Consider the following 21,265-nt stretch of genomic DNA (forward strand, 5'->3'; position numbering starts at 1 on the left):
ACCGGTGCCGGTCAGGCCTTCCTTCGCGTTCAAGGGGGCTTCTTTCACATTAAGCCCATCCTGGTTGATAGTGTGCTGTCCGGCGGACGTCTTGCGGTGCTTCGCGATCTCGCGTTTCCCGTGCGACCCGTTCAATAGAAGAGCGAGAAATACACCATCCACGCTTGCAGCGTCGATCCGCACGCGCATCACATGATCGTTGAAGTAGACACGTTCCGGATACCCGGCGAAGAGCGCGCACCGGCCAACATATTCCGGGTTTCCGTTCACGCGTATGAACAGCAGATCGCCCGGTACAACTTCGTACTTCTCCGCTTCGGTCGGACTCAGTGTGATTCGATTAACCTCTGAGAAGTCAATCCAACCTTCACGGATATCGCGAAGGCGGAGCACGATGCTCTGACCTACCTCGGACTCTGGTCTCCGGCGCGTCATGCCGTTCGTCACATCGCGGAGCAAAGTGCCTAGTTCGGAAAGCGGCCACCCCTTCGGGTTCGTGGCGGAGTCGCCGAACATGTCGAGGAAGATGGATTGGGTGAGGGTGTCGAGCTGAGCGAGGGCGGCGCGGCGCTTGGCCCGCAGCGCGTCCGCCTTGTCCAGGATCTCCGCAATCCGTCGCTGCTCGGGCAAGGGTGGCAGCGGGACGGCGAGGCCAGCAAGGAAGTGTTCGGGAACGCGGCGTTGGCCCGCGCTTCCCGTCATCCGGCTCTCGCCTTGCTTGCGGACGCGGTCTTGACGAAGGAAATGCGTCAAGTACCGCGCGTCAGCTCGATCGCCGCGCGGTCTGACGACGTGAAACTCGGTTGACCCGAAGCCGTATCGGAGCGAGAGGCGCGCTTGCGCGATCTTCCCGTTCTCGAAGCATGGCGTGATTTTCGCCACCAGGACATCCCCGTTCAGGAAAGGCGTGTAGCCCTTGCTGACCTCGGAGTAAGCGCGCGTCTCGCGATCCGCCGCCGTCAGCGAATCTGCATCGACCGCCGCCATCGGCATGAAAGACACAGCCTCGTCATTGCTCAGCGAAGCGGCAAGCGGAGGGTTCAACTCAGCGACGTCTGCAAGCTTCGCAGTTGGCACTGTGCGCATCACCGCAGCATCCCCTCCAATTCCTTCATCCCCCGCTGAATCTCCTCCTCCAGCCTCGCCAGCTCGGCGAGGATCTCCTTCGGCGCGCGGTGCTCGACGGCCTCGTGCACCACTTCCTTGTAGCGATTGAGCGAGAGGTCGTATGCCTGCGCGGCGATGTCGGCCTTGGGCACGCAGAAGCTCTGCGCGGTGCGTGGGCGTTCGCGCTCGCCGGCTGAACGCTCGGCCCAGCGCGCCAGCACGTCGGGCAGATTGTTCTTCGCGTGCTCGTCCGCGCCGAGCGCGACGCGCGGCACCGGGCCGAGCTTGTCGTCCGACAGCAGTGGCGCGCGCTTGTCGTCGAGGCTCCAGCCGTCGACCTCGACGTCGTAAAACCACACCTGGTCGGTGCCGCCGGAGTTGGTCCTGGTGAAGAGAAGGATCGCGGTGGACACGCCGGCGTAGGGCCGGAACACGCCGCCCGGCAGCTTCACCACCGCGTCGAGCTTCTGGTCTTCGACCAGCATGCGGCGCAGTTCCTTGTGCGCGGTGCTGGAGCCGAACAGCACGCCGTCGGGCACGATCACCGCTGCACGGCCACCGGGCTTGAGCAGGCGCAGGAACAGCGCCAGGAACAACAGCTCGGTCTTCTTGGTCTTGACGATCTGCAGCAGGTCCTTGGCGGTGTTCTCGTAGTCGAGGCTGCCGGCAAAGGGCGGATTGGCCAGCACCAGCGTGTACTTCTCCTCCTCGCCGGCGTGGTCCTGGGCCAGCGAGTCGCGGTAGCGGATGTCGGGGTTCTCCACGCCGTGCAGCAGCATGTTCATGCTGCCGATGCGCAGCATGGTGTTGTCGAAGTCGAAGCCGTGGAACATGCGGTGGTGGAAGTGCTCGCGCAGCCTGGCGTCGTGCAGGAGGTTCGGGTGGCGCTCGCGCAGGTGCTCGCCGGCGGCGACCAGAAAGCCCGCGGTGCCGCAGGCCGGATCGCAGATCACGTCACCGGGCTGCGGTGCGGTCAGCTCCACCATCAGCCGGATGATGTGGCGCGGCGTGCGGAACTGGCCGTTCTGCCCGGCGCTGGCGATCTTGCCGAGCATGTACTCGTAGACGTCGCCCTTGGTGTCGCGGTCTTCCATCGGCACGGCGTCGAGCAGGTCCACCACCTTGGCCAGCAGCGCCGGCGTCGGGATGGTGAAGCGCGCGTCCTTCATGTGGTGACCATAGGTGGAGTCGTCGCCGCCGAGCGTGCGCAGGAAGGGGAAGACGTGCTCGCCGATCACGACGTACATGTCGCCCGGGGCGAAGTGTTTGAAGCGAGACCAGCGCAGGCAGTCGTATGGGCGCCCCCTGGGGTCGATACCCTCGGGGAAGACGCGGCGCGCCATCGGCTTCTTCAGCCGGACGGACTTGTTCTCTTCCAGCGTATGCAGGTCGTCCAGCCGGCGCAGGAAGAGCAGGTAGGTGATCTGCTCGATCACCTCCAGCGGGTTGGCGATGCCGCCGGACCAGAAGACGTTCCAGATCTGGTCGATTTGGCTCTTGATGGCGCCGGTGATCATATCGGGGTCCTTCAGGTGAGTCGTGCTCCAGGCCGTCGGCGGTCAGAATCGCCGCGCTCGGCTGTCACGGTGGCGCGAGGCCCGGAACCCGGACTGGAACGGAGTCCTTCCTTGCGGATCCTTGACGTTTCAGGCGCGAGCGCGCCTTGTCCTGTCGGAGACAACGACGAGCAACGAGACCAGGAGCGAGGCGCGAGCAACTCGCGAAAGGCAGGCTACCCCTGTCACCGCTCGCGTGCCGCACGACTCGGCCTGGTCAGCACTCCGACCACTCGCCGGATCGCCCGCTCGCCCGGCGGACAGACTCGAGGCGAGCGGCGAGGGCCTTTGTGAATCAAGTATACGGTTCCTACAACCGGGCGATGATCTCGTCCGCCATGCCGGTCGTGCCCAGGCTGCCGCCGAGGTCGGCGGTACGGGCGCCGGCGGTGATGGTGGCGTCGACCGCCTGCTCGACGGCGGCGGCTTCCGCCTCCAGTCCGAACGAGTGGCGCAGCAGCATGGCGGTGGACAGGATCATGCCGATCGGGTTGGCGATGCCCTTGCCGGCGATGTCCGGGGCGGAACCGTGGATCGGCTCGTAGAGGCCGACACGGCCCTGGCCGAGGCTGGCGGAGGGCAACATGCCCATCGAGCCGGCGAGCACCGACGCCTCGTCGGTCAGGATGTCGCCGAACATGTTTTCCGTCACCACGACGTCCATCGCGGCCGGGCCGGTGATCAGGCGCATCGCGGCGGTATCGACGAGGACGTGCTCGAGAGCGATGTCCGGGTTGGCGGCGCCGACCTCGACGGCGATCTGCCGCCAGAGCCGCGATGACTCGAGGACGTTCGCCTTGTCCACCGACGTGAGCTTGCGCTGGCGGCCGCGGGCGAGGCCAAAAGCCAGTTCCATGACGCGCCGGACCTCGTAGTCGTAGTACTCGAGGGTGTCGACGGCGCGCTCGCGGCCGTCCTTGCGGTCGCGCCCCTTCGGCCAGCCGAAATAGAGGCCGCCGGTCAGCTCGCGGATGACCAGGATGTCGACGCCGCGCAGCTTCTCCGGCTTCAGCGGCGACGAATCGAGCAGCGCCGGGTGCACCTTCACCGGCCGCAGGTTGGCGAAGACACCGAGTCCCTTGCGCAGCGCGAGGAGGCCGCGCTCGGGACGATCCTTCGCCGCCGGGTCATCCCATTTCGGCCCGCCGACAGCGCCGAGCAGGACGGCATCGGCCGCCTGACAGTCGGCGAGCGTCTCTTCGGTCAGCGACGAGCCGAAGCGGTCGATCGAACAGCCGCCCATCAGGCATTCCTGGTATTCCCACTGGTGCCCGTAGCGGCCGGCTACGGTGTCGAGGACGCGGACCGCCTCGCGCACGACTTCCGGACCGATCCCGTCACCGGGAAGCAAGACGATTCTGGCTTTCATGATTCTTCCATTTCACTGGGGCGCAGCAGCAGTGCGCCGGGACACGGGAGGACTGCCGTCGGCGCGATCATTGCGCCACCGACAGCCCGTACTCGACGGCATCGACGAGCGCCTGCCACGATGCCTCGATGATGTTGGCGCTGGCACCGACGGTACTCCACACCTTGTCGGCACTGCGCGTGTCGATCAGCACGCGGGTGATCGCCTGCGTGCCATCGCGACCGTCGAGGATGCGAACCTTGTAGTCGGCAAGATGAAACGCGGCGATCTCCGGGTAGTGCCCGAGCAGCGCCTTGCGCAAGGCGATGTCGAGGGCGTTCACCGGACCGTTGCCCTCGGCGGCGGTGTGCAGCACCTCGCCGTTCACCTTCACCTTGACCATCGCCTCGGCGAAGATGCCGCGCCCCTGGCGGTGCTCGACGTTGACCAGGAAATCGACCAGCTCGAAGGGGGCGGCGTAGTCGGGCTGCTGCCGCTTGAGCATCATGGCGACCGACGCCTCGGCGGCCTCGAACGAGAAGCCGCGCGCTTCGAGTTCCTTGACCTCGTTGAGGACGCCGACGACGTCGTCGACACTGGCGACATCGACACCGTGCTCCTCGGCCTTGCTGAGGATGTTGGCGCGCCCCGACAGCGCCGAGACGACGACCCGCATGCGGTTGCCGACCCGTTCCGGCGCGACGTGCTGGTACGACTGTTCGGAGCGGCGCATCGCCGCCACATGGACACCGCCCTTGTGCGCGAAGGCACTCCGGCCGACGTACGGCAGGTGGTCGTTGGGGGTGATGTTGGCCACCTCGTCGACGACGTGCGACAGCTCGTACAGCCTCTGCAGGCGGCCTTCCGGCAGGCAGCGGCGACCCATCTTGAGTTCCAGGTTGGCCATCACCGAGCACAGGTTGGCGTTGCCGCAGCGCTCGCCGACGCCGTTGATCGTTCCCTGCACCTGCACCGCACCCAGCCGCACCGCCGTCAGCGCGTTGATCACCGCGCAGTCACCGTCGTTGTGGGTGTGGATGCCGAACGGGTGAGCGATCGACTCCCGCATCTCGCCGATCGTCTTCTCGACCTCCCACGGCATGCTGCCGCCGTTGGTGTCGCAGAGGACCACCGTCTCGGCGCCGCCGCGAATCGCCGCCTGCAGCGTCGCCAGCGCGTACAGCGGATCGGCGCGGTAGCCGTCGAAGAAGTGCTCGGCGTCGTAGATGACCCGCCGGCCGGCGGCACGCAGGTAGGCGACCGACTGCTCGATGATGCGCAGGTTGTCGTCGAGCGTCGTCAGCAGGACGTCGGTGACGTGCAGCGTCCAGGTCTTGCCGAAAATCGTGCACACCTGGGTCCGTGCGTCGAGCAGCGCGCGGATGTTGGCATCCTCTTCCGGACCACCCTTGACCCGGCAGGTCGAGCCGAAGGCCGTGATCAGCGCGTTCTTCCAGTCGATGTCGCGGGCGCGTTCGAAGAACTCGGCGTCCTCGGGATTGGAACCGGGCCAGCCCCCTTCGATGAACGCCACACCGAGATCGTCCAGCCGCTGCGCGAGGCGGATCTTGCTGTGACCGGACAGGGAAAAGCCCTCGCTCTGGGTGCCATCGCGCAGGGTGGTATCGTAGATCTGGACGGCAGGCATCGCTCTAGCTCCGGGCTTCGAAGGCGGCAGTCCCGGCCGCACGGCCGAGGATTTGACCCGGCTCGTCGAAGCCGTTGCGGAGACAGGTGTTTGCGCGAAGTGTGGTTGACATGGGCAGTCGGAGACAGTGGGGTGAACCGCGACTCCCGGTATCTTCCCGGGGCGATCATGGCGCGGACGCCGACCGTTCGCTGGCTGCTCGCTGCGGCAGCTTCGTGCGGATCGGCGCGGATGCGGATTTTCCCATGCTTTGCCGATCGGCGATAGCCGGCAAAGCGACGTCCGGCGACGTCCGGCAGCGGCCGGTGACCACGGGCGAGCCACACCCCCTGCCGGCGAGCGGCGCCTGTGCCACCGCGGCGCCCCGCTGGCGGTTCCCTTGTCAGGGAGCCGGGCCGGCGACCCGGTTGGCCGCAACCCGCTGCCGCGCCGGAGCGGAACACCGGGCGCTGCCGGGCCGTCCAAACGATCATGGCGACGACCGCGCCGAGGCCGTCTGCCAGAGCGCAGCGGACCCCCCGCGCAAGCACCGAAGTTCGCCGCCAGGCTTGTCCGGGTGGTGTCGCCGCAGGCGCCCGCGAGCGTCCACTCTCGGCGTTTCATCGATCGAGGAGAAGCATCATGAGCACTGCACTCAGTGGCATCACCATCGATGCCGCCTGCCGGCTGACCGCCGGCAAGGCCCAGTATCAGACCCCGACCGTCGTCACCTCACCACAGTCACCACACGTCGGCCCCGACTTCGCCGGCCCGTTCTCGACCCCCGAACCCGGGCCCAATCCAGCCATCGAGGTCAAGCAGGAGTGGACCGCGATGCGCATCGACGCCAGACGCGACCTGTTGGCCGATGTGGCGATTGCTGTCCTCGACACGATCGCCAGCTTCAACCCGCGCACCGCGAGTGGCGCGCGCGAAGCGCTGGCAGCGGTGATCGCTTTCAAGGATCGCCTGATCGGCCTGCTCGAGGAAGGCACCTGGACGATCAGCCAGGACTGGTCGTTCGACTTCAAGATCGAGGGCAGCCACTGCTGCATCGTGCAGCCGACACTGATGGCGCGGGCCTGGAAGAACGACAGCTACTTCAAGTGGGACGTCCGCCTGGAAACCCGGCTGAACGGCGCCTCCGTCGTGGCCGAAGACCATTCGCGCGACGAGACGCGTGCGCTGAGCGTCATCGGACTCGCCCCCGAACCGGTTTTCGCCTCCATGGCACAACCAGGCGTCAATACCGTCACCCAGTCGATCACCGCCAACGTCCGTTTCCAGGGCTACATGGACGAATTCCGCGACACCGTGGCGGCACTCGATCGTGCGGTATCCTTCCTCGGCGAGCAAATCCAGAAGATCTGGGAGTGGTTCAGCGAACGCCTCGACGACATCATGTCCGACGACAGCAAGACGGATCAGCAGAAGCAGGAGGAGGAACGGCGCGCCGAGCAGGAAAGGCTGCGCCGCGAACGCCGTGCCGCCGAACGCGGCGCCGAGCTCGCCGAGCAGGCGAAACCGTCGGCAACCTCGGCGATCAATCGGCTGCGCAGCCACATCGCGTATTTCGACGTCGACTACAGCCGTGTGCGCGTCACCGGGGTCAGCGGCAGCGTCGAGCAGAACCAGGGGATGATCGATCGCAACCAGCGCAATGCAAGTGCCGAGAACCGCATCAAGGACGGCGAGCAGCGGTTGCGCGATGCGCTCGAGCTGCCGCCGGCCGGCAAGCACGGCGAACTGCCCCTGCGCGGCATCGACCAGCGCTTGCGCCAGGAACTCGCCGCCTGGTCCTACAAGGAAGTCCTGCGCCACCAACTGGCAATCCGCCGCCTCGTCTTCGAGCAGCTGCCACACGACGCGGGCTGAACTCGCGGCCGGCGGGCAGCCTCGCCAGCGGCGGATCCGGGGCACCGCGGGAAACCCGGAAGGCGGCGGCGGGCCGGTCGGCGGCCGGATCCCGGACGCGGGCACGGTGTTACCATTGACCATCGCCCGCATCGTACCCGTCCGGAATCCCAGGATGTTCTCCGTCGTCAATGACCGCGACCCGCCGCCGCAAGCCGATGCCCCCAGCGCCAGCGACGCCCTGCGTCCCGCCGTGCGGCCGCTACCGCGGCCGCCAGCGGCGACCGTCATCCTGGTGCATGGCCTGTGGACACCGTCCGCGGTCTGCAGCCTGCACGCCCGCTGGCTGGCGCAGCGGGGCTACCGCACGCTGCGCTTCGGCTACCCGAGCGTCCGCCGGACGCTGGCGGAAAATGCCGACAGCCTGCAGCGCTTCGTCGCCGCGACGCCTGCGCGCGACATCCACCTCGTCGGTCACAGCCTTGGCGGCCTGCTGATCCTCGAGATGCTCGCACGGGCGAGCGATTCCAGACTGCAGCGTGTGGTGCTGCTCGGCACTCCTTGCCAGGGCAGCCATTGCGCGCGCCGGCTGGCGGCGGTGCCGGGGATGCCGGTTCTGCTCGGGCGCTCGATCATGCAGTGGCTGGCAGGGCCAGCCGGATGGACGGCGGCGCCTGCGGCCGTGGCGGTCGGCGTCATCGCTGGCACGCGCAGCTGCGGCCTCGGCCGCGTCGTTCCGGGGCTGCCGCGACCCAACGACGGCGTCGTGACGCTGGCGGAAACGCGACTGCCCGGCGCTGCCGATTCCCTGACACTGCCGCTGGCGCACTCGCAACTGCTGGTCGCCCGATCGTGCACGCAGCAGATCGCGTCCTTCCTCGCCAGTGGCCGTTTTCAGCATGCGCTGGCGCCATAGGGCGGCGGCGCCGCGGCGCGCAGCCGCCTTCCTGCTGGCTGCCGGGCTCGCTGCCGGCGTCGCCGCGTGCCACCCGATGGGCTACTACGGCCAGGCGATCGGCGGCCATCTCGAGCTGATGCGGGCAAGAACGCCGATCGACGAGCTGCTGCGTGCACCTACGACCGATCCCGATCTCCGGCTCCGGCTGACCGAGGTGCAGGCGATCCGCGACTATGCCAGCAGCGACCTCGGACTGCCAAACAACGGCAGCTATCGCAGCTACGCCGACCTTGGTCGCCCCTACGTCGTCTGGAACGTCTTCGCCGCGCCGGAACTGTCGCTGCGGGCGAAAGACTGGTGCATGCCGATCGTCGGCTGCGTCAATTATCGCGGCTACTACGAGCGCCGCGCCGCCGAGGAGTTCGCCGCCGGGCTGCGACGCGACGGCTACGACACCTACGTCGCCGGCGTGCCGGCCTACTCGACGCTCGGCCACTTCGACGACCCGGTGCTCAACACCTTCCTGCAGCAGGGAACGCTGGCGGTCGCGCGCACCGTCTTTCACGAGCTGGCGCACCAGCTCGTCTTCGTGCCGGGAGATACCCGGTTCAACGAGTCGTTCGCGACGGCCGTCGAAGAGGAGGGGCTGCGACGCTGGCTGCACGCGCACGGCAGCAGCGAGCAGCGGGCAGCCGACGCGACGCAGCGGCAACGGCGAGCAGCCTGGCTGGCGCTGCTGCAGAGCTGTCGCCAGCGCCTCGCGGCGCTCTACGCGAGCGAGCTGCCGGCTGCCGACAAACGCGCTGCCAAGGCCGCCCTGCTGGCCGCACTGGGCCGCGAGCGGAGCGCCCTGCGGGCGGCGTGGGGCGGCCATGCCGGCGACGAGCGCAGCGACGACGACGATCTGAACAACGCCCGGCTGGCTTCGCTCGCCCTCTACAGCGAGCTGGTGCCGGCCTTCGAGCAACTCCTCGCCAGCCAGGATCGGGACCTGCCGCGCTTCTATCGCGAGGTTGCCGGCCTCGCCGCGCTCGCCGCCGGCGACCGGGACGCCGCTCTGCGCGCACTGCTGCCACCGGCTGACGGCGGCAACGGAGCCATCGGCGCTGTCGCGGGCGGCAGTGAAGACGAAAACCGTTTGCCAGTCCGTTAAGAAGCATTCTAGAATCTTCTTACACGATGGCTGCAGCCGCCGGGTCCGACAAAGGGAGGATTCCCCATGCACATGGCAGACGCACTGATTTCGCCGCTGGTCGGCGGCGTGATGTGGGCGGCCACGGCCGCCATCACCGCCTACAGCGCCAGGAAGCTCGATGCCGGCGGCGACGATCGCGTGGTGCCGCTGATGGGGGTGCTCGGCGCCTTCATCTTCGCCGCGCAGATGATCAACTTCAGCATCCCGGGAACCGGTTCGAGCGGCCACCTCGGCGGCGGCATGATCCTCAGCATCCTGCTCGGACCGTACGCCGCCTTCCTGACGATGGCATCGGTGCTCACCGTGCAGGCGCTGTTCTTCGCGGATGGCGGCCTGCTCGCGCTCGGCTGCAACATCTTCAACCTCGCCTTCTTTCCCTGCTTCGTCGCCTACCCGCTGCTCTACCGGACGATCGCCGGCGCCCACGCGAGCGAGAAGCGCATCCTCGTGGCTTCGCTCGTCGCCGTCATCGCCGGACTGCAGCTCGGCGCCCTCGCGGTCGTTCTGCAGACCTTCTTCTCGGGGGTCTCGGAACTACCGTTCGCAACCTTCCTGCTGCTGATGCTGCCGATCCACCTGGCGATCGGCATCGTCGAGGGGCTGCTGACGGCCGCCATCGTCACCGTCGTCGGCCGGGCGCGCCCGGAAGTGCTGGCCAGCGCTGCCGCGCTTCCGGCAACACCGCGGCCTGGCCGCGGCAGGCTGCTGGCGCAGTTGCTGCTGCTGACCGCGGTCACCGGCGGACTCCTCTCGTGGTTCGCGTCGACCCGGATGGACGGCCTCGAATGGGCGATCTTCCACAGCAGCGGCAAGGAAGCCCTGCCCGCGCCGGCGACCGATGCCCACGCCCTGGCCGCCACGCTGCAGGAGAGGACGGCGCTGCTGCCCGACTATGCCTTCCGGCCCGCGGCGGAAGAGGGCGACGCCGCGGAGCCCGCCGCCGAGGTCGCCGCAGCGGGCAGCGGGAAGGAGAAGGAGTGGCCCGATGTCAGCGCTGGAACATCGTTCGCCGGCCTGCTCGGGGCGACCCTCAGCATGCTCCTCGCCGGGCTGCTCGGCTTCGCCCTGCTGCGTCTCCGGCAGCGCCGCTAGGCGGGACGCGAGTCACCCGACCGCGCTCACCGCGCCCGCGCGGCGGATGACGGCAGCGATCACCGGCGCAACGAGCAGCCATGGCAAGGATCGACTCCTCGTTGCCCGACCTGAGTGACCTGGACGGTCTCGCCTGCCGCGACTCGCCGATCCATCGCCTGGATCCGCGGATCAAGCTGCTCACCACCCTGCTCTTCATCGTCTGTGTCGTCTCCTTCGACAAGCATCAGCTTTCGGCACTGCTGCCCTTCGCCGCCTACCCGGTCGTCCTGCTCATCCTGGCCAGGCTGCCGCCAGCGTGGATCCTGCGCAAGCTGCTGCTGGCGGTGCCGTTCGCCCTGTGCGTCGGCATCTTCAATCCACTCTTCGACCGCACGACGCTGCTGCACATCGGCTCGCTCGAGATCTCCGGCGGCTGGGTTTCCTTCGCCTCGATCATGCTGCGCTTCGCACTCACCGTCAGTGCCGCCCTGATCCTCGTCGCCAGCACCGGTTTCGATGCGCTCTGCCTGGCGCTCGCGCGCCTCGGCGTGCCGCGCCCCTTCGTCGTCCAGTTGCTGTTGCTCTACCGTTATCTCTTCGTTCTCGTCGATGAGGCGCTGCGGCTCTCGCGGGCGCGGGCGCAGCGCTCCTTCGCTGGGCGCGGCATGGAGCTGACGGTCGTCGCCAGCCTGCTGGCACAACTGCTGCTGCGCACGCTCGATCGCGCGCAACGCATCTACCTGGCGATGCAGTGCCGCGGCTTCGACGGCGAAGTGCGCCTGCTGCGCCGGCTGCGCATCGGCGCGAGCGATGTGCTCTTCCTGACCGGCTGGACGGCGATCCTGCTCGCGCTGCGCTTCCTCGCTCCGGCGCCCACCCTCGGCCAAGCCATCGGCCGGCTGTTGCCATCGTGACACGCCCGCTGGTCGTCGTCAGCGATCTCCGGCATGCCTACGCCGATGGCCAGACGGCGCTGCACGGCGTCTCGTTCCAGGTCGGCAGCGGCGACAGGCTGGCGATCGTCGGCGCCAACGGCGCCGGCAAATCGACCACCCTGCTGCACCTCGCCGGCTGCCTGCTGCCACAGGCCGGCAGCGTGCGCGTCGCCGATCTCCTCCTGTGCCGCGAAAACCTGTCGCAACTGCGGCGCAGCGTCGGCATGCTGTTCCAGAACCCCGACGATCAGCTGTTCATGCCGCGCGTCTTCGACGACGTCGCCTTCGGCCCGGTGAACCTCGGTTTGCCGGCCGACGACGTACAGCAACGGGTGATGCACGCGCTCGCGGTGGTCGGCGCGACGCATCTGTCGCACCGCCAGCCGCACCGGTTGTCAGGCGGCGAGAAGCGCGCCGTCGCCATCGCTTCGGTGCTCGCGCTGTCGCCCGCCGTCCTCCTCATGGACGAGCCGACGTCCAGCCTCGACCCCGCTTCGCGGCGGCAACTGATCGAGCTTCTGCAGACCTTCGAGCAAACCCTCATCATCGCCACGCACGATCTCGACATGGTCCTCGATCTCTGCCCGCGGACACTGGTGCTCGGCGAAGGAAGGATCATCGCCGACGGCGCCAGCGCCGTCATCCTGAGCGATGCGGCGCTGCTCGCGGCGGCTCGTCTCGAGCAGCCACTGCGGTTGCAGGCCTGCCCGGTGTGCAGCGGCGCCGCCCGCCGGCCCTCGCCGCCGCCCGGGCGATGAGCCTCGGGTTGCCGCCCGGTCAGCCCGGGCGATCGGCCGGCCGCCCGTCCCCCGACGGCAGGCAGCTCTCCCAGGGCCGCTCGCAGGGCAGCTCGGCCGCTCGGATGTGCGCGCCGTCAGCGGCGGTATAGGTTGCGGCAAAGGCATCCGGCGACACCGAACGCACCTCGCGCTCGCCGCTTTCGCGGTGGCCCGAGACCAGCAGGAAGACGCCACCTTCAGCGCCGAGATGCAGGTCACCGACGCGTGCCGGCCCGGGCACGAAGACGGCGTACACACTCTCGCCGACACGCAGGTGCAGACCGAAGGCACTGATGCCCGTCGCCGTGTCGGCGACCACCGCCAGCGATCTCGCGACATAGGCGCGCCGCGAGTCGTAGCGGTCGTCGAGACCGATCCGCTGGGCGTGCTCGAGCACCAACAGCACCCGCTCGACCGAATCGAGCGCCGCCGGCCCGCCCATACCCAGCACGAAGCCCTGCAGCGCCTGCGCCTGCGCGGCGGTCGGTCGGTCGAAGATGAGGACACCATCGCCCGCACTGCTCACCCCCTGGAAGATGGCGTCCTCGTAGTTGAAGAAGACGACGCCCCTGGGCACCGATCCGTCCACCGCGAGGATCGGCCGTCCGCGCCAGCCTTCGAGGGGTTGTCCCGCCTTCGGATGCGGCACTGCCGCCAATGGGTGCGGCGCTCCGTCCCGCCGCCGCATGTCGGGCGGATAGCGCGCGGGGTAGCGCAGCTCCTCGCCCGGGAACGCTGGGATCGGCAGCACGAAGCGGGAAGCCTCCTGCCGGTCGCGGCGGGGCAGTACAACCGCCGCCGGATCGAAGCGGATGGCGTCGATTGAAAAACTCGGTACCGCGGTGCCGCTACTCATGGCAAGCTGTCTCCCTGTCGGCCCCTGTCGCGTGTCACGATGGATCCACCTGCGTACATGTGCCAGCAGGATAGAGGCCGTGCATCCGGATGTAGTCCACCAGCCCTGGCGGCAGCCCGACCACTGGTCGATTGGCCTGAAGCGCCTGCCGGATCGCCGTCGACGACAGGCCGCGGTCGAGGTCGTCAATGGTGTGCACCGGCTGCCCGTCCACGAGAGACGGAAGCGATGCTCCGTCGTGGCGGTCGTTTGCCAGGATCTGGACGCCCGGCAGCCGCTGCTCCGGCGGCAAGCCGGCATACCAGCGCAAGGCGTCACTGCCCAGCAGGGCAAAGACCTTGGCCCGCGGGTGACGTTGCCGTACTCCCGCCAGCAGCTCCGACAACTCACCACCGCCGAAGCGGTCGTCAGCGTCCGCCTGCAGCACCTGGACGCACGCTTCACCATCGAACAGCAAGCGCGTCATCGCCATGCGGTGCGCGAGCGGCAGCATGCGCTTGTAGCTGGGCACGATGTCGGGCACGACATACACCAGGTCCAGTGCGAACTGCTCCCGCATGCGCCGCACCAGGTCGCGGTGGCCTGCGTGCGGCGGGTCGAAGGAGCCAGCGAATACCCCGACGCGCTGCGGACCGGCAGCCGGTATCGCCTCGGTCCCGCCGGCCGCAACGCTCACCGCCGGGTGCCGTCGCGCGGCAGCCAGATCGTGCAGGGTATCGAGAACCCGCCATCGCCGCTCGGCTGCCGGCAGCATGCTCGCGGCGTGCGCCGAGGCGCCGCCGTCACCGACGGCGTCGGCAGAGCGGCGAACCAGGAAATGCGGCAGGCCGATCTGCGCGGCGTGCGCGATACCCTCGCTGACGATGCTGCCGCCACCGACGAACACCGCGTAACCGCCGTGTTCCTCGGCGAGGGTCAGCGCCGCCAGCAGGGGCGCCGACCAGTCCTGATGGGCGCCGGCAAACGCCACCGTGTCGACCAGATCGATCTCGCCGGCGATCGCACCTTGCTGGATGAAGCCGATGATCTCGTAGCCACTGGCACGCGCCAGGCGGTGGACGGCTCGTTCGAAGCCGAGGTCGGTGCCCCCGGTGATCAGGATGTCTCGCAGCGGCGACGCGAGTTGCGCCACCAGGGCGAGCGCCTCATCCTCGACGCGTCCTTCGGCGAAGGGCGAATGACCGAACTTCGAGAAGCCGGAAACGACGACCGGCCTGCGATCGCCGATCAGTGCCTCGACGGCACCGAGCGTCAGGACTCGTTTACCCCTGCGCTGCAACTCGGTGACGAGCAGATCGAAATGGCGCCGCGGATCCTCGAGCTCGGAGCGTGCGACCGCAGCCTCGGGCTGCATGCTGGCGAGCGTGGCACGATCGACGAGCTGGTCACGGATGTTGTGGCCATCGAAGTACTTGCTGACGAGGAAGCGCGTACCGCCGTCCACGCGCGTCCTGCCGACGACGGTATAGCGCTCCACACGCGTCACCATGCCGATCGGCGGCGGGCTGTTCGCCGCGACACGGTAGGCAATCGAGATACCGCGCGAAGTCATCCCCCTCACCCGGATGCCCCCGCGCACATCGATGCTGATCGTCGACCGGGCGCCGGCTCGTCGATGCGAGGTGTCCGCCATCAGGCGCAGGAAACCATCCGCCTTCAGCGGTCCCGGCAGGTCACCAAAAGGCGAATGACCGACGATCTCGGTGTCGATGCCGGCGTCACGCAGGTAGGCGATCGCCGCCTCGTCGGGCACGCGGAAGTTGCCGCGCTCGCGCTGGCGAAACGGGTAGATCAGGCTCACGTCGTTCATGAACAGTGCGCCGGAACCTTCGCGGGCATTCGCATCCCAGATGGCATCGGCATAGCGGATGAAGGCGTCGGGAAAGCTGCCGTCGCCCCCCGGCGAACGGATGGCCCGTTCGATCAGTCCCATCTGCTCGCGCCCATAGGCGTTCAGCGCCGTGATCCACTGCCGCGCATGCGCGATCCGGCTGGTGGCGCCCGGAACGAAACCAATGTTCGACTGCGAGACCCCGCCGTGGTCGATGAGGACGTTGCCGTGCAGGATGGCGACCTGTCCGAGGCGCAGGAACTCGAACATGCTGCCACCCGGTTGCAGCCGCGCGACGTAGTCCTCGGCGGCCTCGCCGCGTGTGACGGGTCGTCCATGAATCTCGCCGAGTTCCTGCCAATGGAATTCGAAAGCCCGCGCAGCGCCCTGTCGCGTCAGCCAGTAGTCGATGCGACGGTCGAGGGTGTTGCACCCGCCGCCGCGAGCAGGACCGCCACTGCCCTCGACCACTGGTACCGCGCCGGCGACGCCGCTGTCGGGCTGGCCGCACAGCCACGCTTCGTAGTCCGGCGTGCCGCGCTCGAGCAGCGGCAGATCGCGCAGCAATACCAGGTTCTTGAGGTCCAGGTTGCCATGCGCCCAGGCGACGCGGCCGGGATGGCGTCGCCTGAGCGCGAGCAGCATGTCGACGAGCCGGATCGTGTACGGCCCGCGGTCGGTCACATCGCCAGCGAAGTACAGCCCGTCGTACGGATCGACGAAATCCAGGGCACCATCGACGAGGCGCATCCTGCCCGCGTCGACCAGATCATCGATCGCGTCACGCCTGCCCTCGAGGTCGGTGACCACATGGACAGTCCGGCAGCAGGCGGCCGGTCCCAGCGGGAGCGGATCACTCGGCGCTCCCCCTGGCATGGGCAACGGGTACATGATTTCGAAAGCCTCGCTGGTTCGGGATCCGCTTGCACCCCGATCGGGATGGGTGCGTGCAGCAAGGATAGCAGGCCGGGGCGAAGCTTGCCCAGGATGGCTGCCGCGCCACACCTGCCGGCGAAAATGCGCTACCGTTCAGCGTTTCCGCGGCGGACGGGCAGCCGGCCCGCCCGGGCAGACCGACCGGACATGAAGACAGACATGAAGAGACAGCGCGCCACCATCATCGTCGAGCTTGACGGCGGCATCCTGCTGGTCGAGAACCGGGGCGGACTCGTCCTGCTGCCGGGCGGCGGTTTGCACGCGGACGAATCCCGCCTGCAGGCAGCAGCCCGCGAGCTCGCCGAGGAAACGCGCCTGGTGGCGCAATCGCTGCTCTTCCTCTTCGAGCATGAATCGGCAACCAATCGCCATTCGGTGTTCTGGGCCGCCGCGTCGGGGACCGCACTCGCCGGCGACGACGCCACCGCGCTGCACCGCTTCGTCGCCGGCGACACGGCGCTGAACGGGCGCATGTCGTTGGCCAGCCAGCAGATCATCGAGCGTTTCCTGGAGCTGCCACGCGACGCAAGCGGCGTTCCCGGGTTGCCCGGCAGCGGGCACGGCCCGCTCCAGGCTTGAGTCTGGCCGCGGCGCCGCGGGGAGTCGTCGGGAGTCGTCCCGCCGGCCCGCCCCGGCGAGCGTATAATGCGGGGCTCATCGATCAAGCGAGCGACACCACCATGGAAGCCGAACAACTCAACAGCATCGAAAACCGCATCGCCGACGTCGGCGAGCGTGCCGGCGAACTGCGGAGGTATCTTTGACTACGATCAGAAGGCCGACCAGCTGAAGGCAGTCGCGCGCGAACTCGAGGACCCGCGGGTCTGGGACAACGCGGAGCGCGCGCAGGAACTCGGGCGGCAGAAGCGCTCGCTGGAAAACGTCGTCCTCACCCTCGACCGCGTCGGCGACGGCCTGCGTGACGCCGGCGAGCTGTTCGCCATGGCGCGCGACGAAGGGGACGACGAGACGCTGCAGGCGGTCGTCGCCGACATCGAGGGCATCGAGAAGGAGGTCGCCGCGCTCGAGTTCCGGCGCATGTTCAACAACCCGGCCGACCCGCTCAACTGCTTCCTCGACATCCAGGCCGGCGCCGGTGGCACCGAGGCGCAGGACTGGGCGGCGATGCTGCTGCGCATGTACCTGCGCTACGCCGAACGCAAGGGCTACGCCGTCGAGGTGCTCGAGGAATCCGAAGGCGAGGTCGCCGGCATCAAGACGGCGAGCATCCGGATTTCCGGCGACTACGCCTACGGCATGCTGCGCTCGGAGACCGGCATCCATCGCCTGGTGCGCAAGTCGCCGTTCGACTCGAACGCCCGCCGCCATACCAGTTTCTGCTCGGTCTCGGCCTACCCCGAGATCGACGATTCCTTCGCCATCGAGATCAACCCGGCCGACCTGCGCATCGACACCTACCGCGCCTCGGGTGCCGGCGGCCAGCACATCAACAAGACCGACTCGGCGGTGCGCATCACGCACCTGCCGAGCAACATCGTCGTCCAGTGCCAGAACGACCGCTCGCAGCACCGCAACCGCGCCGAAGCGATGGCGATGCTGAAGTCACGCCTCTACGAGGCCGAGATGCGCAAGCGGCAGGCCGAGCAGCAGAAACTCGAGGACGCCAAGTCCGACATCGGCTGGGGCCACCAGATCCGCTCCTACGTCCTCGACCAGTCGCGCATCAAGGATCTGCGCACCAACGTCGAGGTCGGCAACACGCAGGGCGTGCTCGACGGCGACCTCGACCAGTTCATCGAGGCCAGCCTCAAGCAGGGAGTCTGAACCGCGCCCGCCCGGGCGCGGCGACCGGCACTGCACCATGTTCCCCTGATCGCACGAAAGCCGCAGACCATGCAACCCGACAAGCAGCAGGACAACCCGGCCGCCGTTCCGGCCGACGACGACAACCACATCATCGCCGAACGGCGCGCCAAGCTCGCCGAACTGCGCCAGTTCGGCCCGGCGTACCCGAACGATTTCGCGCGCGAGAACACCGCCGGCAAGATCAACGATCTCTACGACGGCAAGCGCAGCGAGGAGCTGGCCGAGGTGCCGGTCGAGGTTCGCGTCGCCGGCCGCATCATGCTGAAGCGGGTGATGGGCAAGGCGTCGTTCATCACCCTGCAGGATCTCTCCGGCCGCATCCAGGCCTACGTCAGCCGCGACGACATCGGCGAGGACCTCTACGCGGCTTTCAGGCGCTGGGACATGGGCGACATCGTCGGCGTCGTCGGCACCCTCTTCCGCACGCGCACCGGCGAACTGACGATCCGCTGCTCGGCGATCCGCCTGCTGACCAAGTCGCTGCGGCCGCTGCCGGAGAAGTTCCACGGCCTCACCGACCAGGAACAGAAGTACCGCATGCGCTACGTCGACCTGATCACCAGCGAGCAGTCGCGCTTCACCTTCGCCGTGCGCAGCCGCATCGTGCAGTCGATCCGCAGCTACATGGTGCAGCATGGCTTCCTCGAGGTGGAGACGCCGATGATGCACCCGATCCCCGGTGGTGCGACGGCGCGGCCGTTCCGGACGCACCACAACACCCTCGACATGGATCTCTTCCTGCGCATCGCGCCGGAGCTCTATCTCAAGCGGCTGGTCATCGGCGGTCTCGAGAAGGTTTTCGAGATCAACCGCAACTTCCGCAACGAGGGCATCAGCCCGCGCCACAACCCCGAGTTCACGATGATGGAGTTCTACGAGGCCTACTCGGAGTACCGGCAGCTGATGGACTTCACCGAGGGGCTGCTGCGCCAGAGCGCACGCGAGGCGCTCGGCTGCGAGGTCTTCGAATACCAGGGCCGCACACTCGATTTCGCGCGCCCCTTCGCCCGCCTGACGATCGTCGAGGCGATCCGCCAGAGCCATCCCGGCTTCAGCGTCGAGCAACTGGGCGACGCCACCTGGCTGCGAGACCGGCTGCGCGCGATGCAGGTCGACTGCCCACCCAGCGCCGGCCTCGGCGCGCTGCAACTGCAGCTCTTCGAGGAGACGACCGAAGCCGACCTCTGGCAGCCGACCTTCATCATCGACTACCCGGCCGAGGTCAGCCCGCTGGCCCGCCGCAGTGACCGCAACCCGGAGATCGCCGAGCGCTTCGAGCTGTTCATCGCCGGGCGCGAGATCGCCAACGGCTTCTCCGAACTCAACGACCCGGAAGACCAGGCGGCGCGCTTCCTCGAGCAGGCGCGGGCGAAGGAAGCAGGCGACGAGGAAGCGATGTACTACGACGCCGATTACGTGCGTGCGCTCGAGTACGGCCTGCCGCCGACCGCCGGCTGCGGCGTCGGCATCGACCGCCTGGTCATGCTGCTGACCGACGCGGCGAACATCCGCGACGTCATCCTCTTCCCGCAGATGCGCCCCGAGTAGGCCAGCGGCGGCGACGCATCCGGCGGCTGGTGGAACCTCACGCGATCGTCATCGGCGCCGGCCTCGCCGGCAGCAGCGCCGCCGAACGGCTGGCAGCACGCGGCTGGCGAATCAGCCTGATCGACCGTGCGGCAGCGCCCGGCGAGGGCGCCTCGGGCAACCGTGCCGGCGTCCTGCGACCGCTGCCCTCGCTCGACGACAACCGCCTGGCACGACTGACACGGGCGGCTTTCACGTACGCCCTCGCCCACCTGCAGGCGCTCACGGCTGCCGGCCTGCCGCTGCGCTGGGGACAGACCGGAGTCCTGCACCTGGCCCGCGACGAGCGGCACGCGGCCACGCAGCAGCGCGTCGTCGCCGAGCAGGCACCGGCCGACGGCTATCTCCGCTGGCTCGATCGCGAGGCCGCCAGCGAACTCGCCGGCTGGCCGGTGGCCTGCGGCGGCTGGTGGTTTGCCGGCGGCGGCTGGGTCGACCCGGCGTCGCTGTGTCGCGCCAACCTCGCCCGGCACGGCGCTGCCGTGCAGCCATACTACCGGCGTCAGGTCGAGCGCATCGAGCGCGATGGCGGCTGCTGGCGATGCTTCGCCGGCAACGGCGAGCTCATCGCCGCGGCGCCCGTCCTGGTCCTCGCCAACGCCGGCGAGGTCCGCCGCTTCGCTGCCGCCAGCCACCTGCCGCTGCGCCGGGCACGCGGGCAGGTGTCGCATCTGCCGGCAGTCGCTGGCTCGCCACCGGCGATCGTCGTCTGCCGCCTGGGCTACGTGACGCCGGCGATCGATGGCCTGCGCTGCGCCGGCGCCAGCTTCGCGGTCGACGACGACGAGGCGGAACTGCGTGCCACCGACCACGCCGAGAACCTGGCGCGGCTCGAGTTCATCCTGCCCGGCTACAGCCGCCACTTTGACGCCGCATCGCTCGACGGCCGCGTCGGCTTCCGCCCGCTGTCGCCGGATCGGCTGCCGATGGTCGGTGCCCTCGCCGACGCGACAGCGGTCGACGCCGCGTGCGCCGCCTCGTCGCCCGGCGAGCTGCGTCGCCTGCCGGGACTGTACCTGTGCAACGGTTTCGGCGCGCGGGGCATCGTCTGGTCGGCGCTCGCCGGCGAACTGCTCGCCTGCCTGGTCGACGGCAGCCCGCCGCCGCTCGCCGCCGATCTCGTCGCCGCCGTCGACCCCGGCCGTTTCCTGCTGCGCGGCCGGCGGCAGCGGCGGGCCGCTGGCGGGCCGCGATGAGCGGGCGACGCGAGCCTGGCGCCATGGACTTCAGCTTCCACTACAGCGAGAGCGAGGATCGCATCGCCCTGCAGGCACCGACCGACGGCGAGGAGACCGTGGTCTGGCTGACACGGCGGATGACCGCAGGCCTGCTGCTGGCGCTGGCGACGCTGCTCGCACGCAGCAACCCGAACGCCTTGCTCGCCCCCGAGCACGCCGCCGAGATCCTCGGCTTCGAACATCAGAACGCGCTCGTCGTCGCCAGCGGCGGCCAGGAACTCAGACTGCTGGCCAGCCGCTTGCCGAAAAGGCTGCCGCTGCGCCTCGTCGAGCACATCGAACTGACGGCCCTGAGCAACGGCCGCGGACGCATCGCGCTGCGCGCCGGCGAGCATCGCCTCCGCCTCGAGCTGCCGCGCGAGAACCTGCACCTGCTCTACGATCAGGTGATGGGCCTGGCGAAACACGCGCACTGGAATCTCGAGGTCGGCGAGCCGTGGCAGGAATCTGCGGCGACCAGCGACAGCCAGCCGCGCGTCACCCACTGAGCGCGACCTGCCCGTTCCCCGGACGCAGCCAGACGCGGCGACACGCTCCGGCCGGCCTGCGGCAGGGCGGCGAACGCGCCGGCGCGTTGTCGCTGACCGCCCGCGCCGCCGGCTGAGGGATGCGGCCGG

Annotated in this window: 17 protein-coding genes; 11 read left to right on the forward strand and 6 right to left on the reverse strand. The window is 68.7% G+C overall.

Annotated elements, in window-relative coordinates; genetic code table 11:
- The 4 genes from NFW30_RS03245 to cimA all read right to left on the reverse strand — a co-directional run.
- Positions 1 to 1,086 (reverse strand): restriction endonuclease subunit S (locus tag NFW30_RS03245; protein WP_295350923.1); only part of this gene is annotated, 1,086 nt, incomplete at its 3' end.
- On the reverse strand, positions 1,086 to 2,624 hold the full coding sequence (locus NFW30_RS03250) for a class I SAM-dependent DNA methyltransferase (protein ID WP_295350926.1): 1,539 nt from the start codon (positions 2,622 to 2,624) through the stop codon (positions 1,086 to 1,088). The genes NFW30_RS03250 and NFW30_RS03245, both read right to left, overlap by 1 nt.
- 349 nt (positions 2,625 to 2,973) lie before the next feature.
- A complete protein-coding gene (gene leuB / locus NFW30_RS03255) occupies positions 2,974 to 4,032 on the reverse strand; it encodes a 3-isopropylmalate dehydrogenase (protein ID WP_295350929.1) in 1,059 nt (352 codons plus the stop codon).
- 67 nt (positions 4,033 to 4,099) lie between these two features.
- A complete protein-coding gene (gene cimA / locus NFW30_RS03260) occupies positions 4,100 to 5,659 on the reverse strand; it encodes a citramalate synthase (RefSeq protein ID WP_295350931.1) in 1,560 nt (519 codons plus the stop codon).
- Between the two features lie 621 nt (positions 5,660 to 6,280).
- Between cimA and NFW30_RS03265 the strand changes: the two genes are divergently transcribed.
- The 6 genes from NFW30_RS03265 (at position 6,281) to NFW30_RS03290 (ending at position 12,352) form a co-directional block, all read left to right on the forward strand.
- Entirely contained in the window at positions 6,281 to 7,513 is a 1,233-nt protein-coding gene (locus NFW30_RS03265; RefSeq protein ID WP_295350933.1) for a hypothetical protein, read from the forward strand.
- 154 nt (positions 7,514 to 7,667) lie between these two features.
- The gene (locus NFW30_RS03270; protein WP_295350936.1) at positions 7,668 to 8,408 is read left to right on the forward strand and encodes an alpha/beta fold hydrolase; all 741 of its coding nucleotides are present in this window, start codon (positions 7,668 to 7,670) and stop codon (positions 8,406 to 8,408) included.
- Positions 8,392 to 9,543, forward strand: a complete 1,152-nt coding sequence (locus NFW30_RS03275; RefSeq protein WP_295350939.1) for an aminopeptidase — start codon at positions 8,392 to 8,394, stop codon at positions 9,541 to 9,543. The genes NFW30_RS03270 and NFW30_RS03275 overlap by 17 nt, the downstream gene beginning before the upstream one ends.
- Positions 9,544 to 9,609: 66 nt before the next feature.
- Positions 9,610 to 10,677 carry an energy-coupling factor ABC transporter permease gene (locus tag NFW30_RS03280; RefSeq protein WP_295350941.1) on the forward strand — a complete coding sequence of 356 codons (1,068 nt, stop codon included), beginning with the start codon at positions 9,610 to 9,612 and terminating at the stop codon, positions 10,675 to 10,677.
- Between the two features lie 80 nt (positions 10,678 to 10,757).
- The gene (cbiQ, locus tag NFW30_RS03285; RefSeq protein ID WP_295350943.1) at positions 10,758 to 11,573 is read left to right on the forward strand and encodes a cobalt ECF transporter T component CbiQ; all 816 of its coding nucleotides are present in this window, start codon (positions 10,758 to 10,760) and stop codon (positions 11,571 to 11,573) included.
- Positions 11,570 to 12,352 (forward strand): ABC transporter ATP-binding protein, encoded by a 783-nt coding sequence (locus tag NFW30_RS03290; RefSeq protein WP_295350946.1) that lies wholly within the window; start codon positions 11,570 to 11,572, stop codon positions 12,350 to 12,352. Before cbiQ ends, NFW30_RS03290 begins: the two co-directional genes overlap by 4 nt.
- A 19-nt stretch (positions 12,353 to 12,371) precedes the next feature.
- Here NFW30_RS03290 and NFW30_RS03295 read toward each other — a convergent pair whose 3' ends face one another.
- Both NFW30_RS03295 and NFW30_RS03300 read right to left on the reverse strand, forming a co-directional pair.
- Entirely contained in the window at positions 12,372 to 13,229 is an 858-nt protein-coding gene (locus NFW30_RS03295) for a hypothetical protein (protein WP_295350949.1), read from the reverse strand.
- 34 nt (positions 13,230 to 13,263) lie between these two features.
- The gene (locus NFW30_RS03300; protein WP_295350951.1) at positions 13,264 to 15,870 is read right to left on the reverse strand and encodes a nicotinate-nicotinamide nucleotide adenylyltransferase; all 2,607 of its coding nucleotides are present in this window, start codon (positions 15,868 to 15,870) and stop codon (positions 13,264 to 13,266) included.
- Between the two features lie 285 nt (positions 15,871 to 16,155).
- On the opposite strand from NFW30_RS03300, the gene NFW30_RS03305 reads away from it, so the two are divergent.
- The 5 genes from NFW30_RS03305 to NFW30_RS03325 all read left to right on the forward strand — a co-directional run bounded on the left by NFW30_RS03305 (position 16,156) and on the right by NFW30_RS03325 (position 21,136).
- Entirely contained in the window at positions 16,156 to 16,575 is a 420-nt protein-coding gene (locus NFW30_RS03305; RefSeq protein WP_295350954.1) for an NUDIX domain-containing protein, read from the forward strand.
- Positions 16,576 to 16,676: 101 nt separating this feature from the next.
- Positions 16,677 to 17,781 (forward strand): peptide chain release factor 2 gene (gene prfB / locus NFW30_RS03310; RefSeq protein WP_295350957.1). Its coding sequence is split into 2 segments (ribosomal slippage): positions 16,677 to 16,757 and positions 16,759 to 17,781, totalling 1,104 coding nucleotides; the frame shifts between segments, so codons are not numbered across the junction.
- 69 nt (positions 17,782 to 17,850) lie between these two features.
- Positions 17,851 to 19,371: a lysine--tRNA ligase gene (gene lysS, locus NFW30_RS03315; RefSeq protein ID WP_295350959.1), complete on the forward strand. Its 1,521-nt coding sequence runs from the start codon at positions 17,851 to 17,853 to the stop codon at positions 19,369 to 19,371.
- Between the two features lie 29 nt (positions 19,372 to 19,400).
- Positions 19,401 to 20,606, forward strand: a complete 1,206-nt coding sequence (gene mnmC / locus NFW30_RS03320) for an FAD-dependent 5-carboxymethylaminomethyl-2-thiouridine(34) oxidoreductase MnmC (RefSeq protein ID WP_295350962.1) — start codon at positions 19,401 to 19,403, stop codon at positions 20,604 to 20,606.
- Entirely contained in the window at positions 20,603 to 21,136 is a 534-nt protein-coding gene (locus NFW30_RS03325; protein ID WP_295350965.1) for a hypothetical protein, read from the forward strand. The genes mnmC and NFW30_RS03325 overlap by 4 nt, the downstream gene beginning before the upstream one ends.
- Positions 21,137 to 21,265: the final 129 nt, after the last annotated feature.

Origin of the sequence: Accumulibacter sp. (assembly GCF_023806635.1) — a bacterium.
In the GTDB taxonomy this organism is placed as follows: Bacteria; Pseudomonadota; Gammaproteobacteria; order Burkholderiales; family Rhodocyclaceae; genus Accumulibacter.

Bases quoted from the DNA above. Each gene is read 5' to 3' on its own strand.
- NFW30_RS03250 (WP_295350926.1), bottom strand. From the start codon at position 2,624: ATGATCACCGGCGCCATCAAGAGCCAAATCGACCAGATCTGGAACGTC.
- leuB (WP_295350929.1), bottom strand. From the start codon at position 4,032: ATGAAAGCCAGAATCGTCTTGCTTCCCGGTGACGGGATCGGTCCGGAA.
- cimA (WP_295350931.1), bottom strand. From the start codon at position 5,659: ATGCCTGCCGTCCAGATCTACGATACCACCCTGCGCGATGGCACCCAG.
- NFW30_RS03265 (WP_295350933.1), top strand. From the start codon at position 6,281: ATGAGCACTGCACTCAGTGGCATCACCATCGATGCCGCCTGCCGGCTG.
- NFW30_RS03270 (WP_295350936.1), top strand. From the start codon at position 7,668: ATGTTCTCCGTCGTCAATGACCGCGACCCGCCGCCGCAAGCCGATGCC.
- NFW30_RS03275 (WP_295350939.1), top strand. From the start codon at position 8,392: ATGCGCTGGCGCCATAGGGCGGCGGCGCCGCGGCGCGCAGCCGCCTTC.
- NFW30_RS03280 (WP_295350941.1), top strand. From the start codon at position 9,610: ATGCACATGGCAGACGCACTGATTTCGCCGCTGGTCGGCGGCGTGATG.
- cbiQ (WP_295350943.1), top strand. From the start codon at position 10,758: ATGGCAAGGATCGACTCCTCGTTGCCCGACCTGAGTGACCTGGACGGT.
- NFW30_RS03295 (WP_295350949.1), bottom strand. From the start codon at position 13,229: ATGAGTAGCGGCACCGCGGTACCGAGTTTTTCAATCGACGCCATCCGC.
- NFW30_RS03305 (WP_295350954.1), top strand. From the start codon at position 16,156: ATGAAGAGACAGCGCGCCACCATCATCGTCGAGCTTGACGGCGGCATC.
- lysS (WP_295350959.1), top strand. From the start codon at position 17,851: ATGCAACCCGACAAGCAGCAGGACAACCCGGCCGCCGTTCCGGCCGAC.
- NFW30_RS03325 (WP_295350965.1), top strand. From the start codon at position 20,603: ATGAGCGGGCGACGCGAGCCTGGCGCCATGGACTTCAGCTTCCACTAC.